At 60.1% G+C, this 17988-nt stretch carries 16 protein-coding genes, 1 tRNA gene and 2 pseudogenes; 13 read left to right on the top strand and 6 right to left on the bottom strand.

Features of this window, described 5'->3' with window-relative positions:
* The 3 genes and pseudogenes from NKH17_RS30075 to NKH17_RS30065 form a co-directional block, all read right to left on the bottom strand.
* Positions 1-223: pseudogene (locus NKH17_RS30075) on the bottom strand (calcium-binding protein); the annotation flags it as partial.
* Positions 224-849: 626 nt separating this feature from the next.
* Positions 850-924, bottom strand: a tRNA-Gln gene (locus tag NKH17_RS30070).
* Between the two features lie 121 nt (positions 925-1045).
* Positions 1046-1375, bottom strand: a pseudogene (locus NKH17_RS30065) (VOC family protein).
* A gap of 184 nt (positions 1376-1559) precedes the next feature.
* Between NKH17_RS30065 and ppdK the strand changes: the two are divergent.
* The 6 genes from ppdK to NKH17_RS30035 all read left to right on the top strand — a co-directional run bounded on the left by ppdK (position 1560) and on the right by NKH17_RS30035 (position 7702).
* Entirely contained in the window at positions 1560-4235 is a 2676-nt protein-coding gene (gene ppdK / locus NKH17_RS30060) for a pyruvate, phosphate dikinase (RefSeq protein WP_352901720.1), read from the top strand.
* A 205-nt stretch (positions 4236-4440) separates the two neighbouring features.
* Complete coding sequence (locus NKH17_RS30055) at positions 4441-4785, top strand: hypothetical protein (protein ID WP_352901722.1); 345 nt, start codon at positions 4441-4443, stop codon at positions 4783-4785.
* Entirely contained in the window at positions 4749-4916 is a 168-nt protein-coding gene (locus tag NKH17_RS30050; protein WP_352901723.1) for a hypothetical protein, read from the top strand. Before NKH17_RS30055 ends, NKH17_RS30050 begins: the two co-directional genes overlap by 37 nt.
* Before the next feature lie 141 nt (positions 4917-5057).
* Positions 5058-5231 (top strand): hypothetical protein, encoded by a 174-nt coding sequence (locus tag NKH17_RS30045; protein WP_352901725.1) that lies wholly within the window; start codon positions 5058-5060, stop codon positions 5229-5231.
* A gap of 306 nt (positions 5232-5537) precedes the next feature.
* The gene (locus NKH17_RS30040; RefSeq protein WP_352901728.1) at positions 5538-6824 is read left to right on the top strand and encodes a glycosyltransferase family 9 protein; all 1287 of its coding nucleotides are present in this window, start codon (positions 5538-5540) and stop codon (positions 6822-6824) included.
* A gap of 140 nt (positions 6825-6964) precedes the next feature.
* Positions 6965-7702: a polysaccharide deacetylase family protein gene (locus NKH17_RS30035; RefSeq protein WP_352901730.1), complete on the top strand. Its 738-nt coding sequence runs from the start codon at positions 6965-6967 to the stop codon at positions 7700-7702.
* On the opposite strand, the gene NKH17_RS30030 is transcribed toward NKH17_RS30035, so the two are convergent.
* Complete coding sequence (locus tag NKH17_RS30030) at positions 7703-8092, bottom strand: DUF427 domain-containing protein (protein ID WP_352901733.1); 390 nt, start codon at positions 8090-8092, stop codon at positions 7703-7705.
* Between the two features lie 122 nt (positions 8093-8214).
* Positions 8215-8601: a hypothetical protein gene (locus NKH17_RS30025; protein WP_352901735.1), complete on the bottom strand. Its 387-nt coding sequence runs from the start codon at positions 8599-8601 to the stop codon at positions 8215-8217.
* Between the two features lie 178 nt (positions 8602-8779).
* Here NKH17_RS30025 and NKH17_RS30020 point away from each other — a divergent pair, with 178 nt between their 5' ends.
* On the top strand, positions 8780-10408 hold the full coding sequence (locus tag NKH17_RS30020; RefSeq protein WP_352901736.1) for a fatty-acid--CoA ligase: 1629 nt from the start codon (positions 8780-8782) through the stop codon (positions 10406-10408).
* 83 nt (positions 10409-10491) lie between these two features.
* The gene (locus NKH17_RS30015) at positions 10492-11277 is read left to right on the top strand and encodes a DUF1499 domain-containing protein (protein ID WP_352901738.1); all 786 of its coding nucleotides are present in this window, start codon (positions 10492-10494) and stop codon (positions 11275-11277) included.
* Positions 11278-11290: 13 nt separating this feature from the next.
* Here NKH17_RS30015 and NKH17_RS30010 read toward each other — a convergent pair whose 3' ends face one another.
* Positions 11291-12199 (bottom strand): MBL fold metallo-hydrolase, encoded by a 909-nt coding sequence (locus NKH17_RS30010; RefSeq protein WP_352901740.1) that lies wholly within the window; start codon positions 12197-12199, stop codon positions 11291-11293.
* Positions 12200-12312: 113 nt separating this feature from the next.
* Here NKH17_RS30010 and NKH17_RS30005 point away from each other — a divergent pair, with 113 nt between their 5' ends.
* The 5 genes from NKH17_RS30005 (at position 12313) to gmd (ending at position 17969) form a co-directional block, all read left to right on the top strand.
* Positions 12313-12903 carry a biotin transporter BioY gene (locus NKH17_RS30005; protein ID WP_352901742.1) on the top strand — a complete coding sequence of 197 codons (591 nt, stop codon included), beginning with the start codon at positions 12313-12315 and terminating at the stop codon, positions 12901-12903.
* A 488-nt stretch (positions 12904-13391) separates the two neighbouring features.
* Complete coding sequence (gene nusG, locus NKH17_RS30000; protein ID WP_352901744.1) at positions 13392-13955, top strand: transcription termination/antitermination protein NusG; 564 nt, start codon at positions 13392-13394, stop codon at positions 13953-13955.
* 147 nt (positions 13956-14102) lie between these two features.
* Positions 14103-15422, top strand: coding sequence for a UDP-glucose dehydrogenase family protein (locus NKH17_RS29995; RefSeq protein ID WP_352901746.1), 1320 nt, complete (start codon positions 14103-14105; stop codon positions 15420-15422).
* Between the two features lie 28 nt (positions 15423-15450).
* Positions 15451-16728: a sugar transferase gene (locus NKH17_RS29990; protein ID WP_352901748.1), complete on the top strand. Its 1278-nt coding sequence runs from the start codon at positions 15451-15453 to the stop codon at positions 16726-16728.
* A gap of 146 nt (positions 16729-16874) precedes the next feature.
* On the top strand, positions 16875-17969 hold the full coding sequence (gene gmd, locus NKH17_RS29985; protein WP_352646147.1) for a GDP-mannose 4,6-dehydratase: 1095 nt from the start codon (positions 16875-16877) through the stop codon (positions 17967-17969).
* Positions 17970-17988 lie beyond the last annotated feature (19 nt).

Raw genomic sequence — 17988 nt, 5'->3', positions numbered from 1 at the left:
CGTCAACAAGATAGAATCCGAACACGTTCGGATTGCCGAGGAAGGGGGTCATTTTCTCGATGAAGGATGAGGTTACGCCCTCGTGCTCATTCAGATACACCAGACCCTTCATGCCATCCGGCAATGCGTTGACCAGCGAAACATACTGAACGTCGGCCAGATTGAAGCCGGCGGTTGCGATCTCGGTGGCGGAACCACCCGATGCGTAGTGCAGAGTTGCCATCCATAATCCCTCATTTTGATTCGATAGCGCCCCGGGGATTGCCTACTAGAAGGTGTATATTAGCGCCAAATCACATACCTGCAGGCGTTGATAGAATGGTTGATCGGCGGCAGGATTGCCACATTGCAGCGAAAAATATACTCACAGATAGTTGACATTATGGGATGGAAAAACAATTTAATTGCCGAGATTCTCACGACGCTCCGAGTATATTGCAGATATTTCTATGATAGTATATTTGTTGCCGAAAAAATACGATAGAACATGATCGTTATCGTTTAAAAGAATTTAGTTTTTTATTAAAAATAGTTGACGAACGCGTCATTGCGAGTGGTGTTGGAGGTACTAACTATTTGAAGAAGAGCGACAAGAAATAAAATGTTTGGATTATAAAAGTCTCAAACTATAAGATCGGACGCCAAGCTGCGGCAGAAAAAACCGCTTTTCTCCACGAGATGCATTTGCCTACCAGCCAATTGAGCCGACATTAAGCTAAGATGCCAGCCGAATCGCGCTCTATGCTGGCGACACCAATTTGTTGTGGACAGACACCGCAGGTGCCAGTCCGCGACTAAGGTGTCTGCAACTGATATTACGACTCGGGAGATCGTCAGAAATCTGCGAATTGGCTGGGGCGCCAGGATTCGAACCTGGGAATGTCGGTACCAAAAACCGATGCCTTACCACTTGGCGACGCCCCAACAGCCGGAGCGTGCCCGCTGTGCGCGCGGCCTTATAGGACGAGCCGGGAGAAAGCTCAATGCCGACATATCGACTATGCGCGACCGATCCACCAATTTTGCAACACTACTTTGAACGGATCTATTCACCCCACACCGCCATTTCATTGCCAGCCGGATGGACGAAACGGAACCGCCTGCCGCCGGGGAATGAAAAGATCGGCTTGGCGATGGTGCCGCCGGCATTCTCGACGGCGCTCGATGTTTCCTCCAGCCTTTCGGATAGAGCACGGGTAGCGGCTTGGCCGGCGCATCTTCGGCATCGGCCTGAAAACCGCCGTCTAGGCAAAGGGTGAATGGGTTGGCCCTATACCAGAGAAAGACTCAGAGGCGGTGCGTAGAAGCCCTCACCCTGTTCAGCATTCGTGGTCGCCGGCATTTCCAGATAACCCAGCTTTCCAGTCAATCTCATCGCTCTGCCATTGTTCTCGCTATGTTCTGAAACCAAAGCTTTCTAAAAGCAGTCCTTTCGGCGCAGCTTTTTCTTAATCGATTGTAGGGGCCGGCCGGCCTGGTCGATGCCTTGCCTTTCGCACTGCAGCATCATATCGCTCGATTTGTCTGTATTTCCAATCTCCTGGAACCGGGGAGCAAGCATGACCAAATGGGTTTACACCTTTGGCGACGGCGCCGCGGAAGGCCGTGCCGGTGACCGCAATCTGCTCGGCGGCAAGGGCGCCAATCTTGCCGAAATGTGCAGCCTGGGCCTGCCAGTGCCGCCAGGCTTCACCATCACCACCGAAGTCTGTAACGCCTATTATGCCAACGGCCACACCTACCCGGCTTCGCTGGAAGCGGACGTTGCGGTGGCGCTTGACCACATAGGCCGGCTGACCGGGCGCTGTTTCGGCGATCCCTCGAAACTGCTTTTAGTATCGGTTCGCTCAGGTGCGCGCGCCTCGATGCCAGGCATGATGGACACCGTGCTCAATCTCGGCCTGAACGACGAGACGGTTGAAGCACTGGCCGCCGATTCAGGCGATCCGCGCTTTGCCTATGACAGCTACCGCCGTTTTATCCAGATGTATTCCGATGTCGTCATGGGCCTCGACCATGAGGTGTTCGAGGAAATCCTCGAAGACCAGAAGGGCGGCCTCGGCCGTGAGCTCGACACCGAGCTGACGGCCATCGAATGGCAAGGCGTGATCGCGCTCTACAAGGCCAAGGTCGAGGAGGAGCTTGGTCGACCCTTTCCGCAGGATCCGCACGAGCAGCTCTGGGGCGCCATCGGGGCGGTGTTTTCCAGTTGGATGAACAACCGCGCCATCACCTACCGGCGCCTGCACGATATCCCCGAAAGCTGGGGCACGGCGGTCAACGTCCAGGCCATGGTCTTCGGCAATATGGGCGACACCTCGGCCACCGGCGTCGCCTTCACCCGCAATCCGTCGACCGGCGAAAAGCAGCTCTATGGCGAGTTCCTGGTCAATGCCCAAGGCGAGGATGTCGTTGCCGGCATCCGCACGCCACAGAACATCACCGAGGCGGCGCGCATTGCCGCCGGTTCCGACAAGCCGTCGCTGCAGAAGCTGATGCCGGACGCCTTCCAGGCTTTCGTCAGCATCTCCGACCGCCTGGAAAAGCACTACCGCGACATGCAGGATCTCGAATTCACCATCGAGCGCGGCAAATTGTGGATGCTGCAGACCAGGTCCGGCAAGCGCACCGCCAAGGCGGCGCTGAAGATTGCCGTCGACATGGCCAGGGATGGACTGATTTCGAAGGAGGAGGCCGTCGCCCGCATCGATCCGGCCTCGCTCGACCAGTTGCTGCATCCGACAATCGATCCAAAAGCGGCGCGCGACATTATCGGCGTCGGCCTGCCGGCCTCCCCGGGTGCTGCGACCGGTGAGATCGCGTTTTCCTCGAACGATGCCGAGGAGGCCAAGACGCAGGGCCGCAAGGCGATCCTGGTGCGCATCGAGACCAGCCCCGAAGACATCCACGGCATGCATGCGGCCGAAGGCATCCTGACGACGCGCGGCGGCATGACCAGCCACGCCGCCGTGGTGGCGCGCGGCATGGGCAAGCCCTGCGTATCAGGAGCCGGCTCGCTGCGCGTCGACTACAAAGCCGGCACGCTGATGGCGATGGGCGCGACCTTCCGCAAGGGCGACATCATCACCATCGACGGCGGCAACGGCCAGGTGCTGAAGGGCGCCGTGCCGATGCTGCAGCCGGAACTCTCGGGCGATTTCGCCGCCATCATGGAATGGGCCGACGGCGCGCGCCGCATGAAGGTGCGCACCAATGCCGAGACGCCGCTCGATGCGCGCATGGCGCGCTCCTTCGGCGCCGAAGGCATCGGGCTTTGCCGCACCGAGCACATGTTCTTCGACGGCGACCGCATCGTTGCCATGCGCGAGATGATCCTGGCCGATACGGAAAATGACCGCCGAACGGCGCTGGCCAAGCTGTTGCCGATGCAGCGCTCCGATTTCCTCGAACTGTTCGAGATTATGGCCGGCCTGCCGGTGACGATCCGCCTGCTCGATCCGCCGCTGCACGAATTCCTGCCGAAGACCGAGGAGGAGGTGGCCGAGGTCGCCGCTGCCATGAACGTATCGCCGGACAAGCTCAGGCGGCGCACCGAAGCGCTGCACGAGTTTAATCCGATGCTCGGCCATCGCGGCTGCCGGCTCGCGGTCTCTTATCCCGAAATCGCCGAGATGCAGGCGCGCGCCATTTTCGAGGCAGCCGTCGAGGCCGGCAGGAAGGCCGGCGCGCTGGTGGTGCCCGAGATCATGGTGCCGCTGGTCGGGCTGGCGAAGGAGCTCGAATTCGTCAAGGCGCGCATCGATGCCGTCGCCAAGAGCGTGATGGAGGAAACCGGCGTCAAGATCACCTATCTTACCGGCACGATGATCGAACTGCCGCGCGCCGCGATCCGCGCTCATGTCATTGCCGAGGCGGCCGAATTCTTCTCTTTCGGCACCAACGATCTGACCCAGACCACCTTCGGCATCTCGCGCGACGATGCCGCCTCGTTTCTGGAGACCTATCGCCAGAAGGGCATCATCGAGCAGGATCCGTTCGTGTCGCTCGATATCGAGGGCGTCGGCGAACTGGTGCGGATGGCGGCCGAAAAAGGCAGGGCAACGCGGCCGGAGATCAAGCTCGGCATCTGCGGCGAGCATGGCGGCGACCCGGCCTCAATCCATTTTTGCGAGACGGTCGGCCTCGACTATGTCTCGTGCTCGCCCTATCGGGTCCCGATTGCCAGGCTGGCCGCCGCGCAGGCGGCAGTGCAGGCTGCAAAAGTCGGAGCGTGAATGGATCCAGACCGAAGATCTCGGACAGACACGCTGGCGAACCATCGATCCATGGAAATGCCCTGCCGCCTGACGTCGACGTGGCACGCGCCGCGATCCTTGGAGCGTGACGGCCTGCTTGCAGTACTGGCTAATGGATCCATCCGCGCACCAAGCAAGGTGATGTTTTCGACCCGCCGTGTGAAATGGCCGCGGGATGGTGCACATGTCAGATGATGAACCAACCGCTGCGGCGCCTTGGTCGGTGAAGTCCGAACTCTGCGCCGTCGGCCGCGACAAGCCGCTGCTCGCGGTGCTGGCGGCGATCCTCTGCCTCTATTGTGCGTTTATCGCCGGACCGATCGTCTACGCGATTCTCGGCACTGATGCCTCGGTGCTGGATCAGGAACCGCCGTGCGCGCCAAACTTCCGAGACCGCTCGACTAGTCCCAGAAATAGTCGGCGGGCAGGCATTGACTCTTCTGCCACGGAAAGTCTTGATGCTGCATTGCACAATGGGGTGGCGGAAGAGCGATGGCAGTACGTATCAGAATGCCAGGCGGCACGCTGAAGGTGAAAGTGTACCGCGAATTGCGCGATCGCGAGCGCACCCGCCGCATACCCGTCGTCAAGATCGGCCGGATCTATTTCACCTGGTGGTCGAACCGCCAGCGCTTGGTTGGCGATCAGTCGCCAGGGTGACGCATATTTTTCGGCTGCCATGCGCCTGGGAAAGCCCGCGCAGGGCCAGCTCGCAACATAAGTTGATGATGCTGCTGTACGGAAGATCTCTACTTACCGCATTGCACATTATTGCTGCGTTGCACAACGGAGGTTGGACCAATGGCAATGCGTGCCAGGTTGCCTGGCGGCACTCTGAAGATGAAGACCTATCGTGAGTTGCGAGCCCGGGAACGCGACCGCCGCGTGCCTGTGATGAAGATGGGTTCGCTTTATTTCGTCTGGTGGTCGAAGAGCCAGGAACTTCACCAGAAGCCGCAGCACAACCTTCGGTGAAATCTACTTCGCTCTTACTATGGTCAGTGTGTGCCTGGAACTGCATACGACTCAACATTGAGTATGGAATAGCCCCGTCTGAAGTCGGGTTCGAGCCATCGGGATTGCGTGCCAGAGAAACGTGCCGCTGGTCGAACGCGAACGAGGCTTTCGTCTCAAAGCTGGTGGTCAAGCGATTGTTCGCGCATTTGCGCGAGCGCCTTCACGCACGACTAAGGCCGTGGAGCACGCACCGTAGCCTGCTTCCGTGATGCCGGTCTTGGATCGTCGCCTTCGACCTTAATCTGGTCGATCTGGAACTGATAGATGCGCCGCGCAAGCGGCGGTACAGGCTGCAAAGAACGGCCGCGGACAAGACTTGGAGTCCACCGGCATCTGACCTTACCGATTTGTAACCAAATTCACGCGAACGTGCGCGTGACGGCTCCAAATCCCGACATCGTTTCTGCCCAGTTTCAGGCCCCGAACCCGCCCCGGTGCCAGAAACAGATGTTGCAGAACCCGCCCGCGCACGTCCGCTCGATTCTCATCCTCCAGACGAAATTCATCGGCGATCTTGTCCTCGCCTCGGCGCTCGCCAGAAACCTGCGCCTCGAATATCCAAAGGCCAGGATCGTGTTCCTTTGCGAGGCGAGCTTTGCCAGTTTCCTGACGGCTCATGGCATCGCCTCGGACGTGGTGGCGTTCCGGCGCGCCCGGATGCGTGGCACCCCACTGGAGCGTGGCCGCGAGCTTTACGCGATGGTGCGCGCTCTGCGCCGGTTCCGGTTTGACCTGACCATCGACCTGGCCGATTCCAAAACCTCACGCATTATCGTCAGGCTCGTCAACGCCAAGACCCGCGTCGGATATGATCCTCCCGAAAAACCGTTGCGCTGGATGGAACGCCAGCCCGCCAACGTCCTGGCCAAGCCGTTTGGCTTTGGTGGCCAGCATTATCTCTACCGCTATCTTTCGCCGCTTGAGGCGCTTGGCGTGGAGTTGCGTGCGCAGGTCCCAACGATTCAGCCGCTGCCGCTGGAGACCGCCAAGGCATTGGCGCTTCTCGACCGGCATCATCTTCGGCGTAACGCCTTCATAGCCGTTCATGCGGGAGCGAGCTTCCGGGGGCGGCAATGGCAACCGGAACGTTTTGCGCTGGCGATCGACGAGCTCTCGCGACAGACCGGGTTGGACTTCCTGCTTGTCGGCGGCCCCGGTGAACGGGCATCTGCCGAGCGCATCCTCGCCACGGCCGCTTCGCCAGTCGTCGACGTGGTCGGGGCGCTGTCGCTGGCAACGCTGCTGGCGGTCCTCGGCCAGGCACGCCTGTTTCTGGGGAACGAGAGTGGCCCGATGCACATGGCCGCCGCCGCGGGAACGCCTGTTGTCGGCCTCTTCGGCCTGACCGACCCCGTCGTCTGGGGTCCTGTCGGCGTGGCCAGTGTTACGCCGCGGCCCTCCATGCCTTGCGAGTGCATAGCCAGGGACCTGTGCCGCCGTCCCGATCCGAGCAAGGCTTTCTGCGTCTGGCGACTAGAGGTCAAAGCGGTTGTCGACGCGGTGCGCGCGATCCTTTCACGTACGGTTAAGGACGTCGAGCACGCATTGTGACCTCGTGCTTGCCAAAGGTCAGGCCGGCAGTCAAATTGCCGCTGCCGACGCTTTTGCAGGGGCACCGTCCCGATTTCCGCCTTGATGCCGGTCTTGGGGTCGCCGCTTCAACTTTGATCCGGCCGACCTGGAAGTAATCAATGCGCCTGTTCCAAAAGCATTTTTGCGCCATTGCGATATCGCTGTGGGCTGCCTCGCCCGGCAACGCCCAGTTGCTCGTCGAACCGACACTGCACATCAAGGCTGAGGCGGGCAGCGGCCGCGTCGCGCTGACGCTCGATGCCTGCGGCGGGCGGACCGATACAAGAATTCTCTCGGCGCTGGTGGCAAACAAGATTCCCGCCACCATTTTCGTCACCGGCATCTGGCTGAAGCACAACGCCGCCGCCGTCGAGATCATGCGGGCGCATCCTGAACTGTTTGAATTGGAAAACCATGGCGGCCGCCATGTTCCGGCCGTCGACACGCCGCAAAGGATCTACGGCATTCGCAGTGCCGGCAGCCCGGAGGCCGTGCTGGCCGAGGTCGAATCGGGTGCTGCCGCTCTTGCCGTGACCGGCGAACCGGCGCCGAAATGGTTTCGCGGCGCAACCGCCGAATACAGCCCGTCGGCAATCGCGATGATACGCAAGCTTGGCTTCAAGATCGCCGGATTCTCGATTAACGGCGACGGCGGCTCATTGCTCGGTGCAAAAGAGACCGCCCGGCGCATTGCCGCGGCAAAGGACGGCGACGTCATCATCGCTCACATCAACCAGCCAACCCATGCGGCCGGCGAAGGCGTGGTGCAAGGCCTCCTGGCGCTGAAGAACAAGGGCCTCACCTTCGTGCGTCTCGACGATGCCGTCGGCGTCGGCGATGAAGGCACCACCGACTGATCAGTCAGGCGTGGCCTCGATGGTCACCTTGTTCGGATAGAATGCGCCGTGATCGCGGATATCGGCCATCTCGTCGAACGGCCGCTCATAGGCCCACATCGCATCCTTGCCTGCATCGCCGGCGGGCAGCACGCTCCAATAGCTGGCATCGCCCTTATAGGGGCAATGGGTCGAATATTCCGTCTTGCCAAGGTGTTTAAAGTCGATGTCGCCGAACGGAATGTAGAAAACCGGAGGGTAGGGCGATTCGGTCAGCACTTTGACCTTGCTGGACGAGGCGATGATGGTATCGCCGGCGCGCACCGTCACGGTGCCCTTATAAGGCTCGACGGTGATGACCTTGCCCGGATTGCGCTGAAAGCCTGATGCCGGGTTTGCGATCTGGTCCATGTCGGATCTCCTTGCCTCAACCCAAGATGTGTCTGGCAAGAGCCTCGCGCAAGAGCTGCCTGCCACCAGGCGGTGTCGCCCGCAGGCTACAGTCTTGCGCTTCCCCTGGTATCCGCTTGGAATCAGGCCGCGGCCTGGAATGCGTCCATCAGCCCGGCATAGGCGGCGGCAATGCCGGCCACCGGATTGGTGCTTTTCGAGGTGGTCTCGACCTTCAGCGCACCACCGCTGGTCGGCAAGGTGAGCAGCAGGAACTGGCGATTGCCGCCATCGCCGACCGATGCGGCGGCGACGTGCTGGCTTTCGCCCTCGTTCTCGACGCACATCTTGAACAAGAGCGTGCCGCCGACCGCTTCGAGGGCGCCACCGACCACCTCGACGAATTCATCTTCGGAAACGGTTTTGGCGTCGGGCACCAGATCGGCCTGCGCGACATCGGCTGCCACCAGATCGGCCAGACTTTCGGCAAGCGTATTTTCGAGGGCTTCGTCGTCGAGCTGCGCGTCCATGCGACACCTCTTTTATTAGCCAATCGCACCCCGCCCGTTAATCAACGTTAACGCCGAGCATGGCCGGATTGTGGCGAATTCCGCCTCATTTCGCCCTATGCACCGCTCCAGCCCGGTCACCGCTGGACAATCCGCCAGTTCGTCCCACAATGGGGAAAAAAATATTGGGAGGAACAAGATGCTCGGGCTGATGCAGGAATGGCCGCTGCTTTGCCACAAGCTGATCGACAATGCCGAGAGGCAGCACGGCAGACGCGAGATCGTGTCGCGCTCGATCGAAGGGCCTATCGTGCGTAGCACATATGCCGAAATTCACCATCGTGCCCTGAAGGTCGCCGAGCGGCTCGAGCGTGATGGTTTCGGGCTTGGCGACCGCATCGCGACCCTGGCCTGGAACACCGCGCGCCACATCGAGGCCTGGTACGGCATCATGGGTGTCGGCGCGATCTATCACACGCTCAACCCGCGGCTCTTTCCCGAGCAGATCACCTGGATCATGAACAATGCCGAGGATAAGGCGATCTTCGTCGACCTGACCTTTCTGCCGCTCCTCGAAAAGATCGCCGGCGCGGTCAAGTCGCTGAAGCAGGTTATTGTGCTGACCGACAAGGTGCATTTGCCGAAGACAGCGCTGCCCAATGTCGTTGCCTATGAAGAATGGCTTGCTCAAGCCGACGGCAACTTCGCCTGGAAGACATTCGATGAAAACACCGCCGCCGGCATGTGCTACACCTCGGGCACGACGGGCGACCCGAAGGGCGTCCTCTACAGCCATCGTTCGAACGTGCTGCACGCCATGATCGCCGCGATGCCCGACGCCATGGGCCTGTCGTCACGCGATACCATATTGCCGGTCGTGCCGATGTTTCACGCCAACGCCTGGGGCCTTGCCCAGAGCGCGCCGATGATTGGCGCCAAGCTGGTCATGCCCGGCTGCAAGATGGATGGCGCTTCGCTCTACGAGCTGCTCGACGCCGAGCAGGTGACCTTCAGCGCCGCCGTTCCGACGGTGTGGATGATGCTCCTCCAGCATCTCGAAGAGACCGGCAAGAAACTTCCCTATCTGCAGAAAGTCGTCATCGGCGGCGCGTCCTGTCCACGCGCGATCACGACGAAGTTCCAGGACAATTACGATGTCCAGGTCGTCCACGCCTGGGGCATGACCGAGATGTCGCCGCTCGGCACGCTGTGCACCCTAAAGCCGGACCATGCCGGGCTGAAGGGCGAGGCCCGCCTAAGCGTCCAGCAGAAGCAGGGCTTTACGCCGTTCGGCATCGAAATGACGGTGACGGACGACGCCGGCAACGAACTGCCGTGGGACGGCAAGACCTTCGGCAGGCTCAAGGTCCGCGGGCCGGCCGTCGCGCGCGCCTATTATGGCGGCATCGGATCCGAACAGTTCGATCAAGACGGCTGGTTCGATACCGGTGACGTCGCGCACATCGATCTCGGCGGCTATATGCAGATCACCGATCGCGCCAAGGACGTGATCAAGTCGGGCGGCGAATGGATCTCGACCATTGAGCTCGAGAACCTTGCGGTCGGCCATCCCGATGTGGCGGAGGCCGCCGCCATCGGCATTCCGCATTCGAAATGGGGCGAGCGGCCTTTGCTCGTGGTCGTGCGTAAGCCGGGCAGGGAGCCGACCAAGACGGATATCCTCGCTTTCATGGACGGCAAGGTGGCGAAGTGGTGGATGCCGGACGACGTCGCCTTTGTCGGCGAAATCCCACACACCGCTGCCGGCAAGATCCAGAAGATTACCTTGCGTCAGCAGTTCCGGGATTATCACCTGCCCACGAATTGACCGGAGATGCGGCGTCTTTGCGCCTTCAAGCCGCCGCTGAAAGGCACTATGCCTTTGTTCGGGTTGGGGCAGCGCGGAAAACAATGACGGGAATTCCCGAGCGACAAACGTCGAGGGCTGCCGGTTGGTCGCGGCGCGCCGGCGCGTTTTCGGCAGTCCTGCTGCTGACCGCTCTCATCGGCCATCGCTATGACTTCGTCGAGACCCCAGCTTTCCTGTGGGTGCTTGGCATCGTCGCGTTGCTGGCAGCATTTGCGCTTCTGTTCGCCGGATTTGCGTTTGCGCGATTGTGGAATTTCGGCGATCGCGGTGGCCAAGACCTGACCGCCGGCGCCTTCCTGGCGCTTCTGGTGCTCGTCCCATACGGTGTCGCGGCCTATTGGGCGGCGACCTATCCGCCGCTGCGCGACATCTCGACGGATCTGGACGACCCGCCGGCGCTCGATATTTCTACCCGGACAAAGGACATGAACGAGCTTTTGCCGCCGACGCCCGGCGAGCAGCGCCTGCAAATCGAAGCTTATCCGCTTGTTACCGGACGCAGCTACACCTTGCCATTCGATCGCGTTCTGGAGGCGGTCAAAACCGTGCTCGATCGGCGCGGCTGGCAGCTCACGGCGCCGTTTCCCGACGCAGCAGGGCAAAGCGACGTGACGGTCGATGCGCTGGCCAAGAGCTTGCTGCTTGACCTTCCGGCCGATGTCGCCATCCGCGTGACCGACGACGGCGACGTGGTCATCGTCGATATGCGCTCGGCCTCGCGTTACGGCCGCCATGATCTTGGCGACAACGCAGCGCGCATCACCGATTTCCTTGCCGAACTCGACCAGGAAGTCGCCGGCCAGGTGGGCGTGGCGCCGGCGGAATGATGTCGGGAGGGTACTACTTTGCCGGCGAATAGATGCCGTCGATAGCCGGCGCGCCATCGGTGTGGACCAGGCCGCGCGCCACCAGGTCTTCCAGATGGGCAAGCACCGACAGGCCGGCCGCGCCATGCAGGCGCGGGTCGGTGTCTCGATAGATCACCTCCACCATGTCCTTGATTGCCCGATCGCCGCTGTTGATCCGCTCCAGAATTGCCCGTTCGCGCATTTTGCGATGCGTTTTCAATCCGCGCATGAAGTTGCGCGGCTCGGGCACCGGCCCGCCATGGCCGGGCAACAGCAGCCGGTCGTCACGTTCGATCAGCCGGTCGAGCGATGTCATGTAGTCCGCCATCGCGCCGTCCGGCGGCGCGACGATCGTGGTTGCCCACGCCATCACGTGGTCGGCCGAGAAAAGGATGCCAGTTCCTTCCAGTGCGAAGGCTGCGTGGTTGGCGGTATGGCCGGGCGTCAGCACCGTCCGGATCGCCCAGCCGTCGCCGTCGATCACCATATCGTCCGGCAGCGCGATATCAGGAACAAAGTCGGTGTCGGCACTGGCATCGAGCGGACTGACCTCGCCGGTACGCAACGGCCGCGCCGGACGATGTCGGCCTTCCGCCAGAACCGCCGCACCGGTATGCTGCTTCAGCCGCGCCGCCAGCGGCGAATGGTCGCGATGCGTGTGGCTGACGAAGATATGGCTGACCGGCCTGGTCCCGATCGCTTCAAGCAGTGTTCTAAGATGTGCCTCGTCATCCGGTCCGGGATCGATCACCGCCAGCGTCTCGCGTCCGACAATATAGCTGTTGGTTCCGTGAAAGGTGAACGGGCTTGGGTTCCTGGCGGTGACGCGTTGAATACCAGGCGCAACGGCTACGCGCTGGCCGTAGGCTGGGTCGAAGCGTGTGTCGAATTTCAGCGCCATGCGAACGTCGCGACTTTTTTGGGGCGAGGGCAAAACCGATTGCCGCATAGCACGGAAGCCAATATAGGAAAACGCAAGGCCGCGTTCGGCGGCAATCCGGAACGGGGAAGACCATGGCAATTGCAACGACGATGCGTCCGCTCATTTCTCTCGCTTTGCCCGAAAAGGGCGCGGCCCGCCTGGCGGGACAGCTTCTGCTGGCGTTCGCCGGAACGCTGCTGCTGATCTTGTCGGCCAAGACCAAGGTCATGCTCGGTCCGGTTGATATCTCGATGCAGACGCTCGCCGTCTTCCTGATCGCTGCCTCCTTCGGCATGCGCCTTGGCGTCGCCACGCTACTTCTCTATATGGCCGAGGGCGCATTGGGCCTTCCGGTCTTCCAGAGCACGCCCGAAAAGGGCATCGGTATCGCTTACATGCTGGGTTCGACCGGCGGTTATCTTGCCGGCTTCGTCGTCATGGCGGCGATCGTCGGCTGGGCTGCCGACCGTGGCTGGGATCGCCATCCTATCAAGCTCTTCAATGCCATGCTGGTGGCCGAGATCGTCATGATGGCAATGGGCTTTGCCTGGCTGGCGCTGTTGATCGGCCCGGAAAAGTCCTGGCAGTTCGGGGTGGTGCCCTTTATCGTCGGCGATCTGATCAAGGTTGCGTTGGCCGCGAGCCTGGTGCCGGCTGTCTGGTCGCTGCTGAAGCGTTCGTGAATCCGCTCACGCGAAACTGAAGTCAAAAACGGAACTGCACGTTGCATCGCCGTCACCATGTTATTGCCTGAATCCCATGACTTGATGGTAAGCTGTTCTGCGCGACAACCTGTCGAATGGTTTTCGCCATAGTTGGTGTGGCCGTGCAGGATCTCTCCCGCTGGCGGCGGGCTTGTGCGCGACGCCATGCAGCGAGCCCGTCACATTAGCTTCAAGTCGACGGACTAAGTACCACCAACGGGCGATTCGTCACGACCAGCGGTACCAAGCACCTACGTATGGAAATAAATTGCTCGACATAGCATCTCAGCCAGCTGAAAAAGAAAGCGGCTCGATGATTATTTAGGCACAGCTAAATTTCTGGACAATGCGTAGGAAATTCTTAACCCAACCGCCTTGACTCTAGTGGCTTGGTTGCTTGCTGGTATCCACACACTGTCGTAACCGTTGACCTGAGATCATGCCGCCGACCGCCGAAGGGAAGACACGTGAGTAGCGCGGAAAAAACAACGACCAACGCGACCTCCCTGTCGTCACAGCCGACCGCCGCGCCGGCAACCCGCTGGTACGCGGCCAGCGTCTTTCCCGGGAAGGAGCATGTCGCCGAACGGCATCTCCGGATTCAGAGATTTCAGCCGTTTGTACCTCGCTGCGAGAAAACCGTGCGTCATGCCCGGCGGCTCGAAACACGAGTTGCGGCTTATTTCCCCGGTTATATGTTCATCGCCCTTGACGTCGCGCTGCAACGTTGGCGCTCGATCAACGGAACGTTCGGTGTTCGCTCCCTCGTCATGCAAGGGGACCGGCCTTTGCCTGTCCCCTCCGGTCTGGTAGAGCGCTTCATTGCATTGACCGGCAAGGATGGGCTGCTTGATTTCAGTGGAGGCCTCGCAGCCGGTGCCTCGGTCCGAATCCTTTCGGGCCCTCTCGCGGAAATGATCGGTCGCCTTGACCGGCTCGATCCAGCCGGAAGGGCTCGGGTTCTGGTTGCCATCATGAATGGCGAGATACCTGTCGATCTTGATACCAGGGATCTCGTAGCAATCGCATAAATCGCAGCATCAAGGTGCGGCGAGGTGAAGTAAATTGTTGTCGGATCGGCTCTCGGGTTTCACCCGGGAGTGCGGTAGCCGTTCTTCGGTGGGACCAGGCGCTGTCTGGCGAGGTCGTCTCGTCGGCGCTGATTGAGGATACGCGTTATGCGAATAACAATGATTGGTGCCGGCTATGTAGGGCTCGTCTCGGGCGCCTGCTTCGCCGACTTTGGCCATCAGGTCTGCTGCGTCGATCGTGATGCGGAAAAGCTTGCCCTGCTCAAACTCGGCAAGATACCGATCTATGAGCCAGGGCTCGACGACCTCGTCACCACGAACACCGCGCAAGGCCGCTTGCGTTTCGACGACAATCTGGCGGATGCTGTTTCTCAATCGGATGTCGTCTTCATTGCCGTAGGCACGCCATCACGGCGCGGCGATGGCCATGCCGACCTGTCCTTCGTCTATGACGCGGCCGCCGAAGTTGGTCGCGCGCTCAAGGGGTTTACGGTCGTGGTGACGAAATCGACCGTTCCCGTCGGGACTGGCGATGAGGTGGAACGGATCATCCGCGAGCAAAATCCCACCGCCGATTTTGCGGTGGTCTCCAATCCGGAATTTCTTCGCGAAGGATCGGCGATCGAGGACTTCAAGCGGCCCGACCGCATCATTGTCGGCACCGATGCCGAACGGGCCAGAGCCGTCATGGGCGAGATCTATCGCCCGCTCTCGCTGAATGTCGCGCCGATATTCTATACGAGCCGGCGTACGGCTGAGCTTACCAAATATGCCGGTAATGCGTTTCTGGCCATGAAGATCACCTTCATCAACGAAATTGCCGATCTCTGCGAACGGTTGGGAGCCGATGTGCAGGATGTCGCGCGCGGCATCGGCATGGACAACCGCATCGGCGCAAAGTTTCTTCACGCCGGGCCGGGTTATGGCGGCTCCTGTTTCCCGAAAGACACCCTGGCGTTGGTCAAGACCGCGCAGGACGCGGCAAGCCCTGTCCGGCTTATTGAAACGACGGTCTCGATAAATGACCAGCGCAAGCGGGCGATGGCGCGCAAGGTTGTCGAGGCCTGCGGCGGCTCGGTGCGCGGAAAGACCATCGGCATTCTCGGCCTTACGTTCAAGCCAAACACCGACGATATGCGCGATGCCCCCTCATTGGCCATCATTCAGGCGCTCAAGGATGCCGGCGCTTCGATCAAGGCCTATGATCCGGTCGGCATGGAGCAGGCGCGCAAGATGATAGAGGGCATTGAATTCGGGGAAAGCGCCTACGCGGTAGCTGAGGGCTCGCATGCGATCGTCATCGTCACCGAGTGGAATGCGTTTCGGTCATTGGATCTGAAGCGGCTCCGTGCACTCATGGCGACGCCGGTGATGGTTGATCTGCGAAACGTCTACCGCGGCGAGGACGTCGTTAGGGAAGGCATGGCCTATTCGAGCATCGGTCGAGAGCGGCATGTTGTCAGGTGAACGTCCGGGTTGATTCGCGGGATTCAAATTGATCGCCACCACCATCCATTTACCCAACAAACGGCATCTGCTGCTCCGGATGCGCTTTCAGCTGCTTGGCGGATTGACATTCGCGATTCTGCTGCCGGCGCTGATCCGCCTGTCGGTCGATCAGGAGGTGATCCGGTCACCGAACCTGCAGGTCACGATCTTTGCGGCGCTTGTCGCTCACACGACAGGTTATTTCTTCTATAAGCGCATCGGCAATTTCCCGGGCGTTGCAGCGGCCGGCTATATCCTGCCAACCTTCGCCCTGACCTACGGCCTAGTGTTCGCGACGATCTTCTTCTTTAGGTTCGATTACAGCCGGTTCCAGGCCGCGGCGAGCTTCATTCAATCGACATTGTGGTATTTTGGTTTGAGCTTGGCCACCCGGCGGCTCGACGCACACCGACTGGCGATAATTCCCGGCGGAGACGTCAACCGGCTGGAGAGCATACCGGGCGTTAGCTGGCACAAAATTCATTCACCTGACACGGTCGTCGAGTACGCAAGCGGCGTGGTGGCCGATCTTCGAGCCGACCTTTCAGATGAATGGGAGCGGTATATTGCCGACAGCGCGCTCTCGGGAACGCCGGTCTATCATGTCAAGCAAATAAGCGAGTCGCTCACAGGCAGGGTAGAGATCGAGCATCTTTCTGAAAATACTCTAGGCTCCTTGAATCCAAACCAGGCTTACCTGAAAATAAAGCAGGCGATAGACTGGGCCTCTGCATTGTTGGTACTTGTTGTTTTCTCGCCATTGCTGTTGTTCGTGGCGATCGCTGTAAAGATCGATTCGCCTGGACCGGCGCTATTTAGACAGAAGCGAATGGGCTATAGAGGCCATCCCTATGAGGTCTACAAGTTTCGAACGATGAAGCTCAGCGACATAGCTGTCGACGAGAAGGAAGCGGCCATTACGAAGGCCGGCGACGCACGCATCACCCGTTTGGGGCAGTTCTTGAGAAAATCCAGGATCGACGAGTTGCCGCAGGCCTTCAACATCTTGCGCGGCGAGATGAGCTGGATCGGTCCGCGGCCGGAAGCGCTCGTGCTCTCGAAATGGTACGAGGCGGAGCTGCCATTCTATCGATACCGGCACATCGTGCGGCCCGGCATTACCGGATGGGCGCAAGTCAACCAAGGCCACGTCGCGGCTGTTGACGATGTCTTGGAAAAGCTTCACTACGACTTCTACTATATCAAGAATTTCTCCCCTTGGCTCGACGTGCTGATCGTGTTTCGTACCATCCGAACCATGCTGACGGGCTTTGGCGCACGTTGACAAGGTGACAAAGATCAGTAGTCGACGTAATCAAGCCGCCGCTCGCAAGCCTCACATCTTCAGTTTTTGAAGTGGGTATTTTGTAATGTCCAAAGCTACGCTGATCAGCGTTGAGAATATCGTCTTACCGACCCCGGAGAAGCACAATGACTAGGAAAACCGCACTCATTACCGGCATCACCGGCCAGGATGGCGCCTATCTGGCGGAACTTCTTTTGGCAAAGGGCTACAATGTCCATGGTATCAAGCGGCGGTCGTCGTCGTTCAACACCGGTCGCATCGACAATCTCTACCAGGATCCTCACGAAAAGGACGTAAGGCTGTCGCTGCACTACGGTGATATGACCGACGCCACCAACCTCATCCGCATCGTCCAGGAAGTGCAGCCAGACGAGATTTATAATCTCGCCGCACAATCGCATGTCCAGGTGAGCTTCGAGACTGCGGAATACACGGCGAATGCCGACGCGATCGGCACGTTGCGCCTGCTCGAGGCGATCCGGCTCCTTGGCCTGACAAAAAAGACGCGTTTCTATCAAGCATCGACGTCCGAGCTCTACGGCAAGGTGCAGGAGATCCCGCAACGGGAGACGACGCCCTTTTATCCCCGCTCGCCCTATGCGGCTGCCAAGATCTATGCCTACTGGATCACAGTGAATTACCGCGAAGCCTACGACATCCATGCTTCCAACGGCATCCTTTTCAACCACGAGAGCCCGATGCGCGGCGAGACCTTCGTCACCCGCAAGATCACGCGCGCGGCTGCCGCGATCAGCCTCGGCCTTCAAGACAAACTCTATCTCGGCAATCTGTCAGCCGAGCGGGATTGGGGGCATGCCCGCGACTATGTCGAGGGCATGTGGAGAATTCTTCAGAACGACGTACCCGACGACTATGTCCTTGCAACCGGCGTGAAGAACTCGGTCCGTCGCTTCGTCGAGCTTGCATTCAATGAGGTTGGGACCGAGATCCAATGGGTTGGTTCCGGCATAGATGAAAAAGGCATCGATGCGAAATCCGGCGCCGTTCTGGTCGAGGTGGACCCGCGCTATTTCAGACCCACCGAAGTAGAGCTTCTGATCGGCGACGCCTCGAAAGCGGAGCGCGTTCTCGGGTGGAAGGCAACAACGTCGCTGGCGACAATGGTCCAGGAAATGGTCCAGTCCGACCTCGAAACAGTAAGACGGGAATCCGAACATCGGCGCCTCGATGAGGATCGCATTCGCGTTGCGGCACAGTAAGTGGCGTCGGACCGGGTTG

It is taken from the genome of Mesorhizobium sp. M1334 (assembly GCF_040317995.1).
Lineage (GTDB): Bacteria > Pseudomonadota > Alphaproteobacteria > Rhizobiales > Rhizobiaceae > Mesorhizobium.
The sequence above is the reverse complement of the archived record's forward strand: the minus strand, read 5'-3'. Positions and strand labels throughout refer to the sequence as shown.